Origin of the sequence: Dermabacter sp. p3-SID358 (assembly GCF_025147465.1) — a bacterium.
Taxonomy (GTDB): Bacteria; Actinomycetota; Actinomycetes; order Actinomycetales; family Dermabacteraceae; genus Dermabacter.
This window is the reverse complement of sequence record NZ_JALXOZ010000003.1, coordinates 11,583-31,271: the sequence shown is the minus strand read 5'-3', so window position 1 is coordinate 31,271 and position 19,689 is coordinate 11,583. Positions and strand designations below refer to the sequence as shown.

At 60.8% G+C, this 19,689-nt stretch carries 11 protein-coding genes; 9 read left to right on the top strand and 2 right to left on the bottom strand.

Annotated elements, in window-relative coordinates; all coding sequences use genetic code 11:
• Positions 1–6 precede the first annotated feature (6 nt).
• Together M3B90_RS02280 and M3B90_RS02275 are read right to left on the bottom strand one after the other, a co-directional pair.
• On the bottom strand, positions 7–609 hold the full coding sequence (locus M3B90_RS02280) for a GNAT family N-acetyltransferase (protein WP_259888435.1): 603 nt from the start codon (positions 607–609) through the stop codon (positions 7–9).
• A gap of 10 nt (positions 610–619) precedes the next feature.
• Entirely contained in the window at positions 620–1,174 is a 555-nt protein-coding gene (locus M3B90_RS02275; protein ID WP_259888434.1) for an NADPH-dependent FMN reductase, read from the bottom strand.
• 65 nt (positions 1,175–1,239) lie between these two features.
• Here M3B90_RS02275 and M3B90_RS02270 point away from each other — a divergent pair, with 65 nt between their 5' ends.
• From M3B90_RS02270 to M3B90_RS02230, 9 genes are all read left to right on the top strand, one after another.
• Positions 1,240–2,235, top strand: coding sequence for an ornithine cyclodeaminase family protein (locus M3B90_RS02270; protein ID WP_259888433.1), 996 nt, complete (start codon positions 1,240–1,242; stop codon positions 2,233–2,235).
• 33 nt (positions 2,236–2,268) lie between these two features.
• The gene (locus M3B90_RS02265) at positions 2,269–3,537 is read left to right on the top strand and encodes a phosphatidylserine/phosphatidylglycerophosphate/cardiolipin synthase family protein (protein ID WP_259888432.1); all 1,269 of its coding nucleotides are present in this window, start codon (positions 2,269–2,271) and stop codon (positions 3,535–3,537) included.
• A 114-nt stretch (positions 3,538–3,651) separates the two neighbouring features.
• A complete protein-coding gene (locus tag M3B90_RS02260) occupies positions 3,652–4,875 on the top strand; it encodes a glycerophosphodiester phosphodiesterase family protein (protein ID WP_259888431.1) in 1,224 nt (407 codons plus the stop codon).
• 139 nt (positions 4,876–5,014) lie between these two features.
• On the top strand, positions 5,015–6,355 hold the full coding sequence (gene gdhA, locus M3B90_RS02255; RefSeq protein ID WP_259888430.1) for an NADP-specific glutamate dehydrogenase: 1,341 nt from the start codon (positions 5,015–5,017) through the stop codon (positions 6,353–6,355).
• A gap of 22 nt (positions 6,356–6,377) precedes the next feature.
• A complete protein-coding gene (locus M3B90_RS02250) occupies positions 6,378–7,172 on the top strand; it encodes a sulfite exporter TauE/SafE family protein (protein ID WP_259888429.1) in 795 nt (264 codons plus the stop codon).
• A 117-nt stretch (positions 7,173–7,289) separates the two neighbouring features.
• Positions 7,290–8,891 carry a Na+/H+ antiporter NhaC family protein gene (locus M3B90_RS02245; RefSeq protein ID WP_259888428.1) on the top strand — a complete coding sequence of 534 codons (1,602 nt, stop codon included), beginning with the start codon at positions 7,290–7,292 and terminating at the stop codon, positions 8,889–8,891.
• A 565-nt stretch (positions 8,892–9,456) separates the two neighbouring features.
• Positions 9,457–16,020: a DNRLRE domain-containing protein gene (locus M3B90_RS02240; RefSeq protein ID WP_259888427.1), complete on the top strand. Its 6,564-nt coding sequence runs from the start codon at positions 9,457–9,459 to the stop codon at positions 16,018–16,020.
• Complete coding sequence (locus M3B90_RS02235) at positions 15,996–16,433, top strand: hypothetical protein (RefSeq protein ID WP_143485201.1); 438 nt, start codon at positions 15,996–15,998, stop codon at positions 16,431–16,433. The genes M3B90_RS02240 and M3B90_RS02235 overlap by 25 nt, the downstream gene beginning before the upstream one ends.
• Positions 16,434–17,151: 718 nt before the next feature.
• Positions 17,152–18,462, top strand: a complete 1,311-nt coding sequence (locus M3B90_RS02230; protein WP_259888426.1) for an RHS repeat-associated core domain-containing protein — start codon at positions 17,152–17,154, stop codon at positions 18,460–18,462.
• Positions 18,463–19,689 lie beyond the last annotated feature (1,227 nt).

The following is a 19,689-nucleotide window of genomic DNA, read 5'->3' as shown; positions in this document are numbered from 1 at the left end:
AACTCCCTAGCGTGAGGCGCCCTCGAGCCGGTACTCGAGCCCCGCGCGGACCGTGGGCCACTCGTAGTCGAGAATCGAATAGAGGGCCGTATCGCGCGTCGTGCCGTTTGCGAGTACGCGGTGGCGGCGCATGATGCCCTCGAAGGTCGCGCCGAGCTTCTCGATTGCGGCACGGGAGGCCCGATTGAGCGTATGAGTGCGCAGCTCGACGCGCTGAAGCTTCTCGACCTCGAAGAGATACCGGAGAAGAAGGAACTTCGCCTCGGGGTTCACCGATGTGCCCTGCACGCTTTGGGCGTACCACGTCGCGCCGATCTCGGCGACGCGGTTCACGCGGTCGATGTTCAAGACGCTCGTCATCCCGGCGATGTAGCCCGATTCGTCATCGACTCTGCGGATCACCGTGTAGGGGAGCATCGAACCTTTCTCGCACAGCTTGAGGCGTCGCTCGATCTCTTGGCGCATTCGCGCGGGCTCCGCGATGTTGGCGTACCAGAGCTTCCACAGTTCCCCGTCGGTCACCGCATCCTTGAGCCCCTCGAGATGGTCGAGCGAGAGCGGTTCGAGAACAACGAAGTCGCCGGCGAGGCGAAGAGGTGAAGGAGGCATGCGGAGCATCCTACGCCGCGTTCTTCTCCACACTCTCCTCTAGGCTCGTGAGCAGGCGCTTCGCCGCTTCTGTCCACTCGGCGGTCGGTGTGAGCGTGCCGTCGTCATTGAGGTCGGCGAAGTAGTTCACGTACCCCACGATCGGTTCGATCACGGGCATCTGAAGGACCGCCGCGATGGGGCGCAGGGCGTTCGCCGCATCGAGGCCACCGCTCTTGCCGCCCCACGAAAGGAGGCCGAGGGGCTTTCCAACCCACTCCGCGCTGAGAAAGTCGATCGCATTCTTGAGCGGCGCCGAGAATGAGCCGTTGTACTGAGGAGTCGCCCACACGATCGCGTCGGCTGCCTCGACCCGCTTCGCCCATTCGAGGGTGTGGGGAAGCCGGTAGTTCCCGGCGCGGGGATGGTCGAGTTCATCGAGGAAGGGGAGGTTGATCTCCTTGAGATCTGCGAGATCCACGTCAAAATCCGTGGCCTCGTTCGCACGAGACTCAAACGCGCGCGACACAAGAATCCCCGTGCGCGAGGGGCGAGTAGTTCCGTGAACAATCAACAACTTTGGCATGTCTCGAGGCTACGCCCCCGCGCCGTATTCGGCGCGTCTCAAGTCGCGCATGACACAGTGAAGGCATGCAAACCTACACCGCAGAGCACGTTTTCGCCCTCGGCTACCGCGCCTCCGCCGACGCCCTCACGGGCGCTCTCGCCTCGGGGTTCGACCCCGCGAGCGATCCCGAGCGCACGTTTACGGCGGTCCCCGCGGGGGAGTTCCTCACGATGCCTTCGAGCGTTGGCGAGGATGCGGGTATCAAGATCCTTACGCTCGCCCCGGATAATCCCGAGAAGGACCGGCCCTTCATCCAGGGCACCTACCTTCTGTGCGACGCGGAAACGCTCACGCCCCATTCGCTCGTGGACGGGATCGCCCTCACGGCCCTGCGCACACCCGGGGTCGCGATCGCGGGGGCACGGCCCGCGCTGCGGCGGATCGCCGCTCACGTCACGCGCCGGCCGAACGTCGTCGCCTTCGGCGCGGGAGTTCAGGGGGAGGGGCTCGTGCGGGCGCTCGCCGATGAGTGCGGCAGCGGGGGCGTGGGCTTTGAGAGCCTCGGCTCGGTCACCTACGCGGTGCGCAACCCGGATCGGGTGAGCGGGAGCGCGCTCGCGGTGGGCACGGAGGGCCTCGCAAGCGGCGTGGGTGCGGTGCAGGCCGGTTCCGACGCTTGCCGTGCCGCCGTCGAGGCCGCTGATGTGATCGTGTGCGCAAGCGCCGCGCGCGAAGCCGTGTTCGAGGATTCGTGGGTGCAGCCGCACGTAGCCGTGCTCGCCGTCGGCGCCCACACCCCTGAGACTCGCGAGGTTCCCGCTGAGACGATGGGTCGTGCCCGCGTGATCGTCGAGGGCGAGGCCGTTGCGCTTCGCGAAAACGGCGACGTAGTTCGCGCGATAGCGGACGGTGCCCTGAGCGAAGCGGATCTCGTGAGCATGAAGTCGCTTCTCGGCGAGCGCAGTGCAGAAATCGAGGCATCAGTGAAACCAGCCTCGCCCACGGTTGTGACGACCGTCGGCATGAGCTGGCAAGATCTCGTGGTCGCGGCCGCGGTCGCCCGCGCCGCGAACGAGTAACCGAACCCCAGGAACACCTGCGAGGATGGCAGCATGAGTGAAAACACCGCGCGAGAAAGCGCTCTACAGTACGCAAAGGGCCTCGCGAAGCGCGCGGCGGTGGCGACCGCCGTCGGCGTCGGCACCGCCCAGGCAGTCGCCGTGGGAACCCTCCTCGCGATGGATGCCTACACGAAGCGCGGGCGCAAGAAACGCCGTGCCCCCAAGCCCGGAACCTTTGACTCGACGGTCAAGAAGAGCGACCTCACGATCTTCACGAGTGGCGAAGAACTCTACGACTCGATGATCGAATCGATCGACAACGCCGAGCACACGGTCATGCTCGCCACCTTCATTTGGAAGGGCGACCGGGTGGGTCAGCGCTTCATGGACGCCGTCAACAACGCTGCCGCTCGCGGCGTCGACGTGTTCCTTATCTACGACGTGTTTGCGAACCTCGTCGTTCCACGCGACTTCTTTTCGCAGATCGACGAGCGCATCAACGTGCACCGCATGTACCCGATTTCGAGTTCGTTTTGGCGTGCGCCGATCCACTCGACCGGGCTCTTGCACTCGAAACTTCTCATCGTCGACGACGAGACGGGCTACGTGGGAGGTTTCAACATCGGCGACGCTTACGAGAGCGAATGGCGCGATACCCACGTGCGCGAAGTGGGACCCGCCGTATGGGAGCTTCGCCAAGCGTTCGTCAACGTGTGGAACGAGGATCGCCCCTCCGATGAGCGCATCGACTGGATCGCGCCGAACGCATGGAATACGCGCGTCGAGGTCCACCCGAACCTGCCGCTCCAAGCCGTCTACCCGATTCGGCGCATGTATCTCGCGGCAATCGAACGCGCTCAGAAGAACATCTGGCTCTCGACGCCGTACTTCGTGCCTGACGGCAAGCTCCTCGAGCCGCTGCGCGCCGCTGCCGCTCGCGGGGTCGACGTGCGCCTCATGCTTCCCGAGCAGTCCAATCACGTTGTCGTCGACTGGGTCGCGAGAGGCTTTTACCAGGACCTCCTCGATTCGGGCGTGCGCATCTTCCTCTACACACCCGCGATGAACCATTCGAAGATCGCGACGATCGACGGGATGTGGGCAACCGTCGGAACCGCGAACCTCGACCGGCTCTCCCTCGCGCTGAACTACGAGACGAACCTCGAAGTTGCCGACCCGGCCTTCGCCGAGGCCCTCGAGAAGGTGTTCGAAGCCGACTTCAAGGACTGCTACGAGGTGGATCCCGAGAAGTGGAAGGCGCGCGCGGGGATCGAAAAGGTCACCGAGAAGCTGCTCGTTCCGCTGCGCCCCGTAATGTAACCCGGCTCGTTTACCCAGAGGCCACCGTGGCGTCAATCGCCCGTGAGATTGCGGGCCTAACCTGGCCCGATCACGCGCAAGAGGCGCGCACATCCCACGAAAAAGGAGTTTCCCGTGAAGTACACGCACCGAGTGCAGGTTTCGGCGCCCTTTGACGTAGCTCTCGAGGCAACCCGTCGCGCTCTCGCCGAAGAAGGCTTCGGGGTGGTGTACGAACTCAACATGCAGGGCACGCTCTCCAACAAGATTGGCGCTGAAGCCGGCGCAGAACTCGGGCCCTACGTGATTCTCGGTGCGTGCATCCCTGCGCTCGCACGTCGAGCGCTCAATGCGGATAAGTCGATGGGGGCGCTCCTGCCGTGCAACGTCGTCGTGCGCGCGGGGGAGAGCTACGAGCAGAGCATTGTCGAATGCATTGACCCGACCGTGATGAGCACGCTCAGCACTGGCAACGAGGTGCGCAGCATGACCGAAGATGCCGATCACGGCCTGCGCACGGTTCTCGCGAGCATCGATCATTTCCTTCCCGAAAAGGCTGCGGGCACCGGTGCCCCCGCCGTTATGGAAGAGCCGGCCGCACATCGCCCGGAAGCGCCGAGCGCCGAGGGAGTCGAGGTCGCTGGTGTCGAAGGGTACCGGCCCGTGATCGTGGGTCACCGCGGTGCGGCGCTCGTCACGACCGAAAACACCCTCGCGGGCTTTCGCCAGGCGAAGGTGGACGGCGCGAGCGTTGTCGAGTGCGACGTGCACTTGAGCGCCGATGGCACGCCGATCATCATGCACGACGAGACGATCGACCGCATGGCCGATCCGGCCTCGCTCCCCGCGAAGGGCGCGATCAAGGACCTCACGAACGCCGAGCTCGCACAGGTCTCGCTCCAGGGCGGGCACGGGGTTCCGCTTCTTACGGAGCTCCTCGCAATGGAGGATCTCGAACTGTATGTCGAGGTCAAGGTCGCCTCGGCCGCGAAGGCCTCGGCGCAGCTGATTCACGATGAACGCCCCGGTCACGGCGAGCGTGACACGGTGATCTCGTTCGTTCCCGAAGCTCTCGCCGCCGTGCACGAGATCGCCCCGCACGTGGGGCTCGGGCTGCTCGTGAACAAGGTCGAGGAGTCGACGTGGGATACGCTCGACGAGCTCGGCTGCACGTGGCTCAGCTGCAGCGTTGACGGGCTCACGCCCGAGGCCGCCGATGAGGCACGAGCGCGCGGTTACAAAATCAACGTGTGGACCGTGAATACGGAAGAGCAGCTGACAAAGGCCGTTGAGCTGCGCCCGGAGTCAATTTCGACCGACGATCCGCGCTGGGCGATCGAGCAGCTCGCGGGCCGCTAATCCCCCGCGTCTCTCATACTGAGATCATCGCTTCCCGAAAGGTGGCCACTGCGTGTAAGTTTTCAGGTGCGCCTTTACCAATCAGTATCAGCCGAGGTGTAAGAAAACGACTGCACGCCACCAGCACGAAGGATGATCGATGACCGTTTCACTCGACGCCACCCTTGACGCCGTTCTTCGCCGCAATCCCGGCGAGAATGAATTCCACCAGGCAGTCAAGGAGGTTTTCGAATCCCTCGAACTCCTCCACTCCCGCCACCCCGAATACGCCGAGGCTGCAATCCTCGAGCGTATCGCCGAACCCGAGCGGCAGATCATCTTCCGCGTCCCGTGGGTCGATGACGAGGGCAAGGTGCGCGTCAATCGCGGTTTCCGCATCGAATTCAACTCAGCCCTCGGCCCCTACAAGGGTGGCCTTCGCTTCCACCGAAGCGTGAACCTTGGAATCGTGAAGTTCCTCGGCTTCGAACAGATCTTCAAGAACTCCCTTACGGGCCTCCCGATCGGCGGCGGCAAGGGCGGCTCGGACTTCGACCCGCACGGCAAGTCCGAGGGCGAAATCATGCGCTTTTGTCAGTCGTTCATGACCGAGCTCTTCCGCCACATTGGCCCCGATACCGACGTTCCCGCGGGCGACATCGGCGTGGGCGGGCGCGAGATCGGTTACCTGTTTGGCCAGTACAAGCGCCTCGCGAACCGTTTCGACGCGGGAACCCTCACCGGCAAGGGCCTCTCCTGGGGCGGCTCACTCGTGCGTACCGAGGCCACGGGCTACGGTGCCGCGATCTTCGCGAACGAAATGCTCAAGGCGAAGGGACTCGACTTTGAAGGCCGCAGCGTGCTCGTCTCTGGCTCGGGCAACGTTGCGCTCTACTCGATCGAGAAGGTTCAACAGCTCGGCGGCGTCGCGATCACCGCCTCCGACTCGAGCGGCTACGTCGTCGATGAGGACGGCATCGACCTCGACCTGCTCAAGCAGATCAAGGAAGTGGAGCGCGGCCGCATCAACGAATACGCGGAACGCCGCGGCGGCAAGGCGAAGTTCGTCGAGGGCGGCAACGTGTGGGATGTTCCCGGCGAGATCGCCCTGCCTTCCGCAACCCAGAACGAACTCGACGGCGAGAGCGCGAAGACCCTCCTCAAGAACGGCCTTATCGCCGTCGCCGAGGGTGCAAATATGCCCTCGACTCCCGAGGCCGTGGACCTCTTCCAGGAGGCCAACATCGCGTTCGGCCCAGGCAAGGCGGCGAACGCCGGTGGCGTCGCGACCTCGGCCCTCGAGATGCAGCAGAACGCCGCGCGCGACTCGTGGACCTTCGAGGACACCGAGAAGCGCCTCACCGACATCATGGTGAACATCCACGACACGTGCGCGGCGACTGCCGAGGAGTACGGCCGCCCTGGCGACTACGTCGTGGGGGCGAACATCGCGGGCTTCCAGAAGGTCGCCGACGCGATGCTCGACTTCGGCGTGATCTAAGAGTGCGCCTCACGGTTAAGCGATGAACGCCGTCCTTTTCGCGGCGGTGATCGGCGTGGGCATCGGCCTTGTGGTCGGTGCCCTCGGTGCGGGTGGAGGAATCCTCTCCGTGCCCGTGCTCGTCTACGTTCTCGGCATGGCACCCCACGACGCGACGGGGGCCTCGCTCGTCGTCGTAGGACTCACCGCGGTCGTGGCGATTCGCCACCCCGCGAAGCACGGGAACGTGCGATGGAAAGAGGGCTCCGTTTTCGGCGCGATCGCGATCGCGGGGGCGGCGCTTGCCTCGAGGCTCTCGCTCCTCGTGCCGGAGCGCGCGCTCATGCTGTGCTTCGGCGTGCTCCTGCTCGTTGTTGCGGCAGTGATGGCGCGCCGCGCGCGCCTACTGCGAGCCGAAGAGAACACGAGAGAAAAGAGTACGACGCTTGCCCGGCAACCGTCGGAACCCGAACCCCAACCCTCCCGACTCGCCCTCGTTCTCGCAGCGAGCGCGACCGGCCTGCTTACGGGCTTCTTTGGAGTGGGCGGTGGCTTCCTTGCCGTGCCGATGCTCGTGATCGCGCTCGGGCTTCCCATGCGTGCGGCGTCGGGCACGAGCCTGCTCGTCATGATCATGACCTCCGCCGCGGCGCTGCTCGCGCGCATTGGAACCCCCACGCATATCGACTGGCCGGCGGTGCTCATTTTTGCGGCGGGAACCGTGCTCGGTGGCGCCGTTGGCGGGCCTCTCTCGAACGAAGCGCGGCCCTCGAGTCTCACCGCGCTCTTCGCGGTTCTTCTTGCCGCGGTGGGTGTCTTCACGCTCGCGACGGCATAACCACACGTATCGTTCACCACGTATCGATAGCTTCGGAGACTCTCGCACTTTTCACGGTGGCCAAGCGCGCTTACTGTGGGGGTGTTCTTGCGTCTACGACACGCCTAGGAGGTCATTGTGGTCGAGACTTACCCGATCCTCACGCTCGTTCCGCCGCTTCTTGCGATTCTCCTCGTGATCGTGACGAAACGCGTGCTCATATCCCTCTTCGCGGGTGTCGTCTCGGGCGCAATCCTTATCGCAGACTTCTCGCCACTCGGCTCACTCAAAGAGGTCGGCAAGGCCGCCCTCGGTCTCGTGTGGGAGAGTGGTGCACCCAACTGGTACACGATCCTCATCATCGCGTTCCTTCTCGAACTGGGAGTTATCACCTCGCTCGTGCTCATGGCGGGCGGCACTTCGGCGTTCTCCGATTGGGTCGAGAAACGCGTCAAGACTCGCCGAGGCTCGCAGATTCTCACGGGTCTTTTGAGCCTGTCGTTCTTTATTGACGATTACTTCAACGCTCTTTCGGTGGGGCAGATCGCGCGGCCCATCTCGGATCGGCAGCGCGTTTCACGCGCGAAGCTCGCCTACCTCATTGACTCGGGCGCCGCCCCCGTGGTCGTGCTGATTCCCTTCTCGAGCTGGGGCGCCTCCCTTATCGGCATCATGACCCCCGTTCTCGCCGCCTCGGCACTCCAGATGAGTGAGGTCGAGGTGTTTGTGCGCGCGGCCTTCATGAACTTCTACGCGATCGCGGCTCTCATATTCCTGTGGCTCGTGATCGCGTGGCAGATCAACTTCGGGCCCATGCGCAAAGAGGAACAGCGCGCCGCCGCGGGAGGAAGCGTGCACTCCGAAGGTGAAAAAGCCCCTGATGGGGCTACGGACAAGCTCCCGCGCCACGAGCCCGGCGCGAAGCGCGCGCTTCTCGTGCCCTTCATCTTGCTCATTCTCGGCGTTGTCGTGGGTATGTACGTCACGGGCGGCCTCGAGGCCGGTGCGTGGGATTTGTTCTCGACGATGGCAAACGCCAACGTCGCGCTCGCGCTCAACATTGGCGGCGTGATTGGCCTCGTCGTCGCGTTCTACTACCTGTACCGCTACACGCTCTCGAACCCGATCTTCTCCTCGACCGTGCGCTTCGGCGGCGCCTTCCAGGGCGCAAAGTCGATGCTCCCCGCGATCTGGATTCTTCTTCTCGCGTGGATGCTCGGCGCGGTCATTGGCGACCTCGGCACCGGCAGCTTCCTCGCTTCCGTAGTGGAGAGCATCAGCCTCCCGGCGCTCTGGCTCATCCCGATCCTCTTCGCGATCGCAGGTCTTATGGCGTTTGCGACCGGCTCCTCGTGGGGCGCGTTCGGTATCCTCATCCCGCTCGCGGGCCAAATCATGAATGCCTCGGCCGGCGGACACGAACTGCTCATCGCAGCGTTCGGCGCCGTGATCGCGGGCAGCGTGTTCGGCGACCACTGCTCGCCGATTTCCGACACGACGATCCTCTCAAGCACGGGCGCGGGCTGTACCGTGAGCACTCACGTGAACACGCAGCTTCCCTACGCGCTCGTCGCGGCTGGATCGGCGTTCACAGGCTACGTGGTGTTCGCCGCGACGGGCCTCGCGCTCGTGGGCTTTGCCGCGATGATCGTGGCGCTCGTGGCCGCGGCTCTCGTATTGCGCTCGCGCTCACGCGAGGCACTGTCTGTTAACCCTGGCGATGCGGCTGCAGCTTCCTGAAATTCACCTTCGGGAAACACGTTGTTAGGAGTCGATTTCTAGCCTGAGCGGGAAAGTATTTCCCGAGCTCAGGACAGTGATCATGACCCGAGCATCCCGGTCTCCACACTCGTAGCCTCAACCGGGTAACGGCAACCGTGGAAGCTGGCGACACTGCTGACGTCGACGGCAACGGCACCACAGAGACCATCACCAAAATCCAGCTGGTAAACGCCCCTCTCCGCCTGCTGCTAACGCACTGGCGGACACAGCACCAACAACATCATCATCGAAGCCCACCCAAAGAGCTGGCGTCATTCAACCTTGAGGGGACTTAAGTCCGCTTCTCGCTCCTTTTACGTGGCAGTAAAGTTTCTCTGACTCCCTCTTCGGGGCGTTACGGGAGCAGCAGTGTTGCTGCAAGTGAGTAGAGGATTCTCGCGTGGGTGGCTGGTCTAGTAATCGTGTGTTTCGCCGTGCTGTTTTGTTGACGGCGTATGGGGTGTCGGCGGCGTTGGTGTCGGTGGGTTTGGTGCCTGCATCGCAGGCCTGGGCTGAGACCACTCCTGCCCCTTCTCCTTCGCCTGTGGAGCAGGCCGCTCCCGCTTCGGGTGGTGTGGTTGATTTTCCGTCGGCTGTGATCCAGGCCCGAGCGACGGGCAAGCGTGTGGAGGTGACGGCGGAACGGTCGGAGTCCTCGAGCACGTGGGTGAATGCGGATGGGTCGGTGACGACAGAGCAGTTCGCGGCCCCGGTGCGGTTCAAGAACGATAAGGGTGAATGGGCCTCATTCAACACTGATCTGGCTGAGAAGGCGGATGGTTCGCTTGCTCCCACGTCAGTGCCCGAGGGAGTTGTGTTGGCGGGGGAGGTGAAGGGCACAGATGCTCAACCGGCTGAGGTAGCGTCGCTGTCAGGTGGGGCAGCGGATTCGCAGATCGCGGTGACGTGGCCGGATGCGCTTGGTGCACCGCGTGTGGAGGGGCCGACGGCAACGTATGCGAAAGCGTGGCCGGGGATTGATCTTCAGGTGACAGCGACCCGCGATGGGTTCGAGCAGTCGTTCATTATTGCGGACCGCACCGCTGCCGAGTCTTATGCTGCGGACCAATCGGGTTCGCTGGTGACATGGGATGTGCCGTTGTCGATCCCAGAGGGTGTGACGGCCCGCGAAATCACAGGTGAGCGTGTCGAATTCGTTGATGCGGCTGGGAACGTGGTGTCTCGTTTCGAGGCCCCGATGGCATGGGACGCGTTCGTGGACGTGAAGAGTCGCGAGCACACACAGCACACGGGTGTGAGTGTGCAGCTCGTGGAGCAAGAAGCGACGGCGGTGACGCTTCGGTTGTCACTGTCGCGGGAGTGGCTGCTCGATGAGGCGCGTGTGTTTCCGGTGACGGTGGATCCGGTGTATGCGTCTGCGACCACGCGGCCGACGTTTGACGCGTTCGTGCAGTCGAATATTTCGTCGGATCGTTCGAGTGAGCGAGAGTTGAAGGTGGGCACGTATGACGGGTCTGCGAAAGCTCGATCGTTTCTCACGTTTTCGACGGCATCGTTTAAAGGGTTGAAGGTTCAGTCGGCGTCGTTGAAGTTGTATGAGTCGTGGTCGTATTCGTGCACGCCGACGGCGTTGGAGGTGTGGTCGACGAACGCGGTCGCAACTTCGGCGGTGCGGTGGCGTGCGCAGCCGGGCCTGGTAGCTAAGCAGGGCAGCGTGACAGTTGCGAAGGGGCATAGTTCGTCGTGTGCTGCGGGCTGGGTGAGTATTCCGATCACTGGTCTCGCGCAGTCATGGGCAACCTCGAGCGCAGGTAGCGCATCGTTGGCGTTGAAGGCTGCGTCCGAGACAGATGTGAACGGGTGGAAGCGTTTCGCGTCGATGGAATCGACCACACCTCCCTCGATCGTGTTCACCTACGACCGCAAACCGAACGTGGCAGCAGTGCCAACGGTTGCCGGAACCACCACCTATGGTGCAGACACGTATGTGGCCTCGAAACGCCCGGTTGTGTCGACGGTAGGGACGGATCCGGATGGGAATTCGATGCGAGCGAATATCGAGGTGCATACCTCGACTGCGGGCACGACGGATTCGTTTGTGACAAAGTGTGCGACTGGTCTTGGGGCGTCAGGTTCCACGCTCTCGTGCACGCTTCCGGCTGATCTACCTGATAACAAGACGCTGTATGTGCGTGCGAAGGTCGTGGATGAGCTGGGCGTGTGGAGCGCGTCGTGGTCGGGCTGGAAAACGATCAAGACCGCCCAGGCGAAGCCTGCCGCACCAACCATCACCTGCCAGAGCTACAGCAATGGATCATGGACAACGAATGTGCCGGGCGCAAATGTGCCGTGCACGATCACTGCACCAGTGCTCACCGGTAATAACCAGGCCGTGCAGCTTGATTACCGGATTGATGGGGCTACGGTAGCGGCGACGGTTGCGGTGACTGCGGGCAAGAGCGTCACGGTGTCGTTGCCAAAGACGGCGGGCGGGCACCAAATCAGAGCCCGCGTGTCCACAGCATCACGCCTGACGTCCGATGCTGGCGTGTTCACTGCCGGGTGGGGCGGCCCGGCCTTGTATTCCCCGGGACGGCTCGAGGCATCTAACGGCGAGTTCAAGGTGCTCGCGAAAGCACCACCACGCACCGCGAACGAGATGACCGTCTCTGCGCAAATGCAGTGGCGCCCGTCGGGCAGCAACGACACCTGGATCAACGCGGGTAGTGCCACTGCTGTGACGGGTGCGCTGGGCAAAGAGACCGTGTTCACCGGCACGTTTGACGCAGCCGCGGCACTTGCGGCGGCGAACAAAGCTTCGCGTGGTCCGGTGCGCATGGATTTCCAAGTCTGCTTCACCTATTCGGGTGTGAAGACCCCCATGTGTACCGGTGGTGTTGCGCCGACTGTGGTGGTGCGCGTCCCACACGCTTTCGGCGACGGTTACCCAACCACGGATGTCGAAACCGGTCAGGTCGCTCTCTACACGGGTGAGTTTCAAACCTCCGACACGGACGTCACTGTCCCCGGGTACGGGTCAGATATTACGCTGTCGCGTTCGCACCTATCGTTTACGGGTAGTGGCGATGTGAAAGCGTGGCCAGTGGACCCTGTCACTGGCATCTTCGGCCCCGGGTTCACGGCAAACCTGGAAGGCGACGACTCCGCTGGTCTCGCCGGCGTGGAAGTGATTGATCAGCGCATGAGTGACGGGTCGATCGCTCTCATGGGGGAAGACGGCGACGCGCTCGTGTTCGTCAACCCTTCCGGTAAACGCGAAACGGTCACCGGCACCCTCGTGCCCGGAACGACCGACACGGAACTCTCCGGCGTAACGGCAAAGATCACTGGTACAGCGGCGGCCCCCACCCTCGTCGTGACTGAAGACGATGGGACCGTGACAACATTCCAACCTACGACTGGTGGTGCGGGTAAGAATCTTGACTTTAGGCCGGTGTCGATCGCCGCGGTGGGGGATGGGTCCTCAACCACGTTCGGTTACGACGCGACCACTGGTGTGGTGACGCGTATCGTTGCGCCGCTTCCTGATGGTCTTGCAGCCGGGGCGTGCCCTCCTTCGGGCGTGTTGCAGCCTGGCTGCCGCGCGGTAGAGCTCGCCTACACCAGTGTCACGGACCCGAACGGAATGAGCGTGCAGCGGCTTGCAAAAGCATCAGCGACACTGTTTGACCCTGCCACGAACCAAATGGTGACCACACCTGTCACGACCTACACTTACGACTCACTCACCAGGCTCTCGAGCGTGACGGATGTGCGCTCAGGGCTCAAGACCACCTACACGTGGGATGGAGCATCGACCAGGCTCAAGACGATCACCCCGAGTGGTCTTGCGGGTTACACGATGAACTACGCACCCAACCCTGACCCTTCGATCCCGACGATGATGGTGAAGAACGTCCAGCGGGACGGGCAAACTACCGGCGCCCCTCCCGTCCAGATCGCATCCATCGTCTACAACGTTGCCACCAGCGGGGCCGGGTTGCCGGATCTGTCACGTGCGGGTGTGAAGGCATGGGTGAAAGAGGCCGACGGCACGCCTGAGTTTGACGCTCAGGTCCCAGTCAACGGTTACGCCGTATTCGGCTCGGACCATCCCGTGAATGCCCTCGTAGGCAAAGACGTTCCGGCTGCGGACATGCAGTACGCCTCGTTGAGTTACATCAACGCGGACGCATACACGATCAACACGGCCAGCTACGGCGCTGGTGCGTGGCAGATTGATGCCACGTGGTATGACGCCAAGGGCAACGTGGTCCGCACCCTCGACGAGAATGCAGTCAACACGACCCTCGCTGACCCGGACATGTCGCAGGCCCAGGTGGATGACCTGTCCGAGCAGACCGTTTACAACGCAGAAATTAAAGACACTGCAGGCAATGTGCTCGTGCCCGCCGGGTCTCGTGTCGAGGAGACGTTCGGGCCTGCCCGCGACGTCATGCTCAATGACGGCTCCACAGCCAGGGTGCGACCGCATTCACGCACGATTTATGACGAAGGAGCACCCAATAACGGGATCAATGCCGCGACCGGTCAGCCGTACTCGCTTGCCACGACCGTGATCTCGGATGCGGTCACGACAGGTAGTGGCCCGGACGCGGTGAGCGTGGTGGAGGCTGTGTCGACCATAAAGAACGGCTACAACCCTCTTGACGGCTCGGCCGTGACCTCACCGACGTCGGGCTGGACTCTCGGAACACCGACCACCGTGACCGACAACGCCGGCCGCGTGACAAAACAGATCTTTGATCCCCGCGGCAAAGTTGTCACCACGATCGCGCCGACCTCGAACGGTGACGATGCAGGCACGACTCGCACCATTTACTACACGGCAGGGCCCAATGCTGCGGATGCTTCCTGTGGCAACACGGCGCAGGCTAAAGCCTGGGCGGGGGAGGTGTGTCGCACGTTCCCAGCCTCTGCCCCAAGCGAGGGGCCGAGTATGCCGAGCAGCAAGGTCACCGGGTATGACTATTGGCTCGCCCCCACTACAACCGTGGAGACATCTGGTGCCGCGACGCGGACCTCGAGCGTGAAATACGATGCCGCAGGCCGCGCTATCTACACGAAAACCTCCACGAGTGGACTCGCGGGATCGGTGCCGATGGATGCGATCTTCACCCAGTACAACCAGGCCACGGGCCTTGTGGACGCCGTCGGTGTCGCGAACAGTGCTGGTACTGGTATCGCGAGTGCGAAACAGTCCTACACCTACGACGCGTGGGGCAAACAGATCACCTCGACAAACCAGCTGGGGGACGTCACCACGACGACGTATGACGCGAAAGCCCGTGTGACCTCGGTCGATGACGGCAAGGGCGTGACCTCGTTTGAATATGACGGCACCGATGCGAATGGGAAAGCAGAGCGGCGCGGTCTGGTCACGAAACAAACCGTGACCCGTGGCTCATCCTCACCTCTGACGTATGCTGCGGCGTATGACGCCGCGGGTGCGATGACCACCGAGACACTTCCCGGCGGCATCACCGTCACCCACGAACTCAACGAAGCAGGCGAAGAAACCGGCCTCACCTACACCGGCCGGGTCACGGACCCTGAGACCGGAGTTGCTGCGCCTGGCGTGTGGTTCTCCTGGTCGCAGACTAATGACGTGTCGGGTCGTGTTCGCACAGACTCCTCGACATTCTCGACCGCTATCGCTACGACGGCGGGGCTGGCGCCGGATGTGGATGTGACGGAGGTGCTTGATGCGAGCCCGCTTGATTTCGATCATCGTTACACCTACGACAAGGCAGGCAATCTTGCGAAGGTTGAGGATTTGACTGGCCTGCCGGTAGGGGAGGCGACAGTGTCGCCGTATGTGGTGCGTGAGTACACGTTCACTGCGAAGGGTGCTCGTGCTGGGGTGAAAGAAACAATCCGTGCTGACGGCACCCCGACCGGTGCAGCAACCACAGGCAAGACACAGACCCTTACCTATGACACTGCTGATCGCCCGACGGGCGGGTATGTGTATGACCTTTTCGGCCGCCAGACCACGCTCCCGGCAGCACATGCTCCGAACCCCAGTGAGGGGAATATTAGCCTCGCGTATTTCGATAGTGATTTGCCGCAAAAGATCACCCAAGGCGACACCACCACAACGTTCACGCTCGATGTCTCTGCTCGCAGGCTCGTCCAAACCACGGTTACACCGGCGGGGTCAACTACGACGACGCGGCATTACGCCGATGATAGTGACAATCCGGCATGGGTGGACGTGAAGGAGCCGAACGGTGCCGTGGAGACGACCCGGTTTACGGGGTCGATTAGTGGGGATCTCGGCGCGACCATCAAGACCGACGGTGTCGCGGAGTTGACGTTGCCGAATATTCACGGTGACATCGTCACCACTGTGCCAATCTCCGCGACCGCGACCGCGGATACTCCTGCGGAGGCGATCGCTGGTTGGGCTGGGTACAAGGAATACGGCGAGGCCATTGACCCCACGCAAGCAGGCACGGTTGGGGGTCCGATTGGGTATGGGTGGCTAGGCGCGAAAGAACGCTCAACAACCGACGCCACCGCCGGTCTCACCCTCATGGGCGTACGCTTGTATAACCAGGCGACAGGAAACTTCACCTCCACAGACCCCGTCCCCGGCGGCAACTCCACGACATACAACTACCCCACAGACCCCATCAACCAGCACGACCTCGACGGCAAAAAAGGCTGGTGGAAGCGCAATTGGAGGAAAGTAGTAGGGGGTGGCGCAACCGTACTCGCGATCGGGGGTATGTTTGCATGCGGAGTTAGTGTTGTTTGCGGCGCTATCGTCGGAGGAGTGGCTGCCGGCGCTGGATATCTGTCGAAGCACTATGGACGAAAGTCATTTTCAAAATGGGGATTGGCTAGTTCCGTAGTAGGAGGCGGGGCTTTTGGCTTTTTCTCTTTCACAAAGTTTGTGCGGAATGGGAATAATCTGTTGAGAGTTGGTCGCACCTCCAAGGGTGCGCCGTGGCGTATATCGGGTGGACCGTCGTTAAAGCACTACAAGCGTCTCTCAACCTCCGCAAAGAAGAAATTGCGCAACCGTGGCTCTTTCCACTTTGAACGCAAATGGGGCGGTTGGCGAAACCATCGTACAGGCAAGGAAGTGGAGACGTGGAATTTTCGAAAGAAGGGCTAAGTGGATTGTCGGACCTGGTGCGCTCAATCATTGAGCCTGCTACGAAGCGCTTAAGTTCGTCGCTCGGAGTTAATGCGTCAGTAAACGGCGAGTTCGTTGTCTGGAACGTGGACAACGAATATGGACCGCAATTCTCGGTGAGGTACAACGAAAACCTTTTCCGGCTCTCGTTTCTTGAGTTTGGTCTTGTTTATCCGGTGCCGTCGCCTTGGAGCGAGGAGATGTTTATTGAGGTAGTGGAGGACATTCTCGCGATTGCAGAAATGTGCACCAAAGGCGAGTACATCATTGGTCAGCGCAAGCGCAGGTTCTTCCCATCATACAACTTTCTTATTCTGGATTTCTTGGATGGCAGATATGTGGAGATTCCGGAAGTAGATGCATTATTTCCCACCTCTATTGTGCGACTCTAGTCTTTCTGTTAATATCAAAAGTTGTTACACGGGTGTTGTAGCCTTTCATGCAGGTAGAGCGGCGAGTTTGCCTTAAAGCGAACTGCATTTTGAGATTAGCGGAAGCGTTGAAAAAGGTGGAAATTTCGTAGTGGCGTGTGCGGTAAGAAATGTTCTTTATGATAGATATTTAGCGCGAGTGCGTTGGTTGGGAGTCGCCAAGTTAGAAGCGGAGGGGGCAAATCGTTAGTGGGAAAGGCGCGGTCGAGAATTACCGCACGGCACCGTCTGAGCCGCTCATGTCGGCCTAGGACCAGTCGCGCACGAAGGACTTGTAGTTTCGGTACTACAGCGAGAGCCCGCTTGGGAAGAGTAGGAAGCAGATACCGCAGAGGGTATGCGCACCGGGGGGGCATTTAAGACTGCGGGTATTGTTAGACTCCAGTCGTTCGCGCTGTGGAGAGTGACCCGCTAAATTGGGTGAATGTGTTGAATTCTTGACGCTCGTCACGGTTTGTATCTCGCTCGCACTATTTGTTGCTGATACTGTTGTCGACATGTTCAATGCCCCCAAGGAGCTTGGGTTGTTCGCCAAATTCGTACATTGTAAAGCGCATTGGGTCGACCGAGCTAGCGACAAGACTTCTCTTGACAGAAAGCTTTTATATGGGACAGTTTTCTTTGAAGTTGTTGGGTGGGTGCTGTTGAAAGTTTCGGAGCTCCTGTAGCGAGCGGGGTCATGGATCTATCGTTGTGTGCGTCTGCGATAGCGACGACGGCGGGGCTGGCGCCGGATGTGGATGTGACGGAGGTGCTTGATGCGAGCCCGCTTGATTTCGATCATCGTTACACCTACGACAAGGCAGGTGATCTCGCGAAGGTTGAGGATCTGACTGGCCTGCCGGTGGGGGATGCGACAGTGTCGCCGTATGTGGTGCGTGAGTACACGTTCACTGCGAAGGGTGCTCGTGCTGGGCTGAGTGAAAGAATCCACGCGGACGGCCCGCTGGCCGGGACCGCCACGACGGGGAAGACACAAACACTTATCTATGACACTGCTGATCGTCCGTCGGGCGGGTATGTGTATGACGTGTTTGGGCGCCAAACCACGGTTACACCGGCGGGGACAACTACGACGACGCGACATTACGCCGATGATAGTGACAACCCGGCTTGGGTGGATGTGACACAGCCGAACGGGCTTGTGGAGACGACCCGGTTTGCGGGGTCGATTAGTGGGGATATCGGAGCCTATATCAAGACCGACGGTGCGGCAGAATTGGCTTTGTCGAGTACTTATGGCGATATTGCCACGACCGTTCCCATTTCCGCGACCGCGGTCACGGGCACCCCTGCGGAGACGATCGCTGGTTGGGCTGGGTACGAGGAGTACGGCGAGCTCGCGGATTCCGGCCAGGCGAGTACGGTTGCGGGCCCGGTTGGGTGTGGGTGGCTTGGTGCGAAAGGACGCGCGGCGAGTGATGCTACCGCGGGTCTCACCCTCATGGGCGTGCGCCTCTACAACCAGGCGACAGGGACCTTTACCTCCACAGACCCCGTCCCCGGCGGAAGCTCCACGGCATACAACTATCCCACCGACCCCATCAATATGTGCGACCAGTCAGGAAAGGAAGCCTGTAAACGAAAAAAGGGAAACTCGCGGCCACAGGTATCCAAAACGCGCCGGCAAACCACTGGAAAATGGCACAATGCAAAAGAAATATGGCTCTCTGCGCTCATCTTCGGGCAGACTTTAGGTCCCAAAAAAATACTTCAAAAAACTGGATTATGGAAGAAGTTGCCAAAATGGGCACAACGGGTTGCACCCTCGGGGATTGGCATCGACCAACTACAAAAGAAGAGTTTCTGGATATGGACCGAGTATAAAGAGTGCGGAAAAGGTGGTGTCATGAAGTACTGGTACCGCGGATACTCATTTCTTCAGTATAGGGCGAAATATTCCATCCTCTATTGGAGGACTTCATGGGTTTACTTAAAGGCTCTGCACACAAGCTCAACGGGAAGGATCTCTGGAAGGCTTCCCGGTTAGCCATGAATAGTAGGCGCACGGAGGTGTCAGGCAAAATGGCTAGTGAGCCAAAAGACGAAGACTTGGAGCCCACAGAAGAGTCCGGAGAAGGCAGTAAATTTCATGGATTCCTTATTTTGATAGATTCTGCTACTTATGCGACTCTTCGCACACTTCCCGACGGGTTAACACCCGTCTCAATCGCGGTAACGGTAGTGGCCAGTATTTTGTTGGCGTATACCGGGTACGAGTTCCTTTTGAAAGAGGACAAGAAATTTTCACAAGGTGGTATATGGTTAGCCCTTGTGAAGAGCCTGAGTGTCGCTTTAGGTACATCGCTTGTGACATCAGTGTGCACTCGTTCGATAGTCCTGACGGTGATCTCTCTGGTCGCGGCAATAGTGTTTGAGCTACTTCTGCTCGGGTGGACCAGACTTTGAGATGTGCGGCGCATAAAAGTGCGATTGTGTGGCCGGTGCCAATAGTCGCTGGGGAGCGCATCCCATCGGGGTACGGGGTGCTGGAATGTCGATGAGGGGTAGGCTCCCGCTAATGTCCTGGTGGCTGAGTAAGAATTAGGAGCACTTATGTGGGCTGAGAGCAATAGATTAACCTTCCGTAAGGTGCGAAAGATAATAATGCAAATTTTGACCGAAGAAAATCCAGCAGACCTCCCCGAATTTATTCTGCAAAGTTCGTCGTCTGTCTACTCTACCGAGGCGAATGCTATTTACAGATACTCTTGCAATAACGTTCAAGAGGGTATCAGTAGTGAGCAGGTAGAACAGGTAATATATGATGCTAGCCGTGACCCGCTAGATGCTAATGCTGTAAGTCGCGCAGCGCAGAGAATCGTGGAAGCGTTAGGGTAGTGTCACTTGCGGCATGGTGGATCCGTTTATCACGTCAAAACTGAGACAGGGTCTCGGTAGTAAATTCCACTTCAGTATCCAAAATATGGATTTAGGCAATCTAGATGCGGCAAAGTAAGCAATTCGAGTCTCGGCTGCAGCGGATCACGTCGCAGCCCTCGCATTCTCGGCCTGGCGGGCCGATGCTTGCTGGGCGCGAGCTTGGTTGGTTGCCTCTGCCGGGTGTGGGTGTTAGCTGTGTAGGTCGCCCAACGCCACGGCGAGGTTGTTCTGCTCGCCTACTCTACTGTCTGCCGGCGTTGCTTTTTTGATGGTGATGCCGAGCTTTTGCCACGGATACTCCTGCGGAGACGATCATTTGTTGGGCTGGATGGAA